The sequence below is a fragment of the Endozoicomonas sp. ONNA1 genome (genome assembly GCF_024606325.1).
In the GTDB taxonomy this organism is placed as follows: Bacteria; Pseudomonadota; Gammaproteobacteria; order Pseudomonadales; family Endozoicomonadaceae; genus Endozoicomonas_A.
In genome coordinates this window covers 1-1,399 of sequence record NZ_JAHHPN010000311.1, presented here as the reverse complement: position 1 = coordinate 1,399, position 1,399 = coordinate 1, and the positions used below count along the sequence as shown (strand labels likewise).

Sequence of the window (1,399 nt, the reverse complement as noted above, 5' to 3'; positions counted from 1 at the left end):
GTCCTTTCCAACCGAGGATAAATACTGACTTTGAAGGAACAGTCATGCACTCTACTGATAACCATTCCAGGATTGACTCTTCAGCCCCGCCGACACCTAAGCAACCTCGATTGGAGGAAGCACCAAAGGGTGTCAGTCTGGGCAGGGAGGTTACTGTAAAGGACAAAATTGAAGCAACATTATTCCATTTGCCCGAAGAGATACATGCCAAAATTATTCGCTATTTGGATTTTCGAGGGGTGACAGCTTTAACAAGGGTATGCAAACAGCTTCACAAGCTTGTAAAAAACGATAAGGCTCTGGAAAGAGCATGGTATCGTCGGCTTCCATCACTAAACCAATATCAACTAAAGACCATTGTTACGACAAAAGATGAACAACAACTCCGTGATTGGTTGAAGCCGTTTGCGGATATAGGCACTATCGGGTCACTCATAAAACAACAAAAGAATGTTTATTTTCCTGTTCAGTTAGTTTTCACCAACAGTAAACTGATGTCTCAATGTGAAAAATTCAAGTTGGTGGAAAAAACCGAAATTACCCGTACCCGTCCACGCTCTATCACCACGGCCAGTTTCAGCACTGATGGCCGCCATGTGGTGACTGCCGGCTATGACAAAACAGTGAAAATCACTGGCCAGAAGCCCGATGGATCATGGATAGAAACAGCCACCGTTTCCCACGGTGGTTGGGTCGGATCAGCCACCTTCAGTGTCGATAGCCGTAAGATGGTCACCGGGAGTGACGATCGCACGGCGAAAATCTGTGTTCAGGAGGACGATGGATCATGGGATGTAAAAGCCACTATTCTCCATAATCATGGGGTCACCTCGGCCTCATTCAGTGCCGATAGCTGCCATGTAGTGACCGCCAGTTTGAGTAATGAGGTGAAGATTTACAGCCAGGAGACCGATGGCTCATGGGAAGCAAAATACAGCATTAACCACAATGCTCCGGTCTCGTCGGTTAGCTTTAGCGCCGATGGGCGTCATTTGGTGATCCTGAGTGAAGATAACAATGCAACCCTCTACAGTCAGGATGATGGATCATGGAAAGTCAATGCCACCATTCACCACGATGATATAATCTACTACTACACTTTCAGCACCAATGGCCGCCACCTGGTAACCGCCAGCGCCGATCACAGAGCAATCATCTATGGCCTGCAGGACAATGGATCCTGGGAAGAAATGACCACCATTATTCATGATTATTGGGTCAAATCAGCCAACTTCAGCGCCGATGGCCGTTATGTGGTAACTACCAGTGATAGCAAGGCAAAAATCCATGGCCTGCAAACCGCTGAGTGGGTATTAAAAGACACCATTCAACACCAAGAGGTGGTTACCTCCGCCAGCTTCAGCGCCGATAGCCGCCATCTGGTAACGACCAGTGAGGA

General features: G+C 47.6%; 1 protein-coding gene. It reads left to right on the top strand.

From position 1 onward, the window contains the following. Nucleotides 1–44: 44 nt before the first annotated feature. Nucleotides 45–1,399, top strand: a 1,355-nt coding sequence (locus tag KDK19_RS07330; RefSeq protein WP_257291646.1) for an F-box/WD repeat-containing protein, incomplete at its 3' end; no start/stop codon positions are given.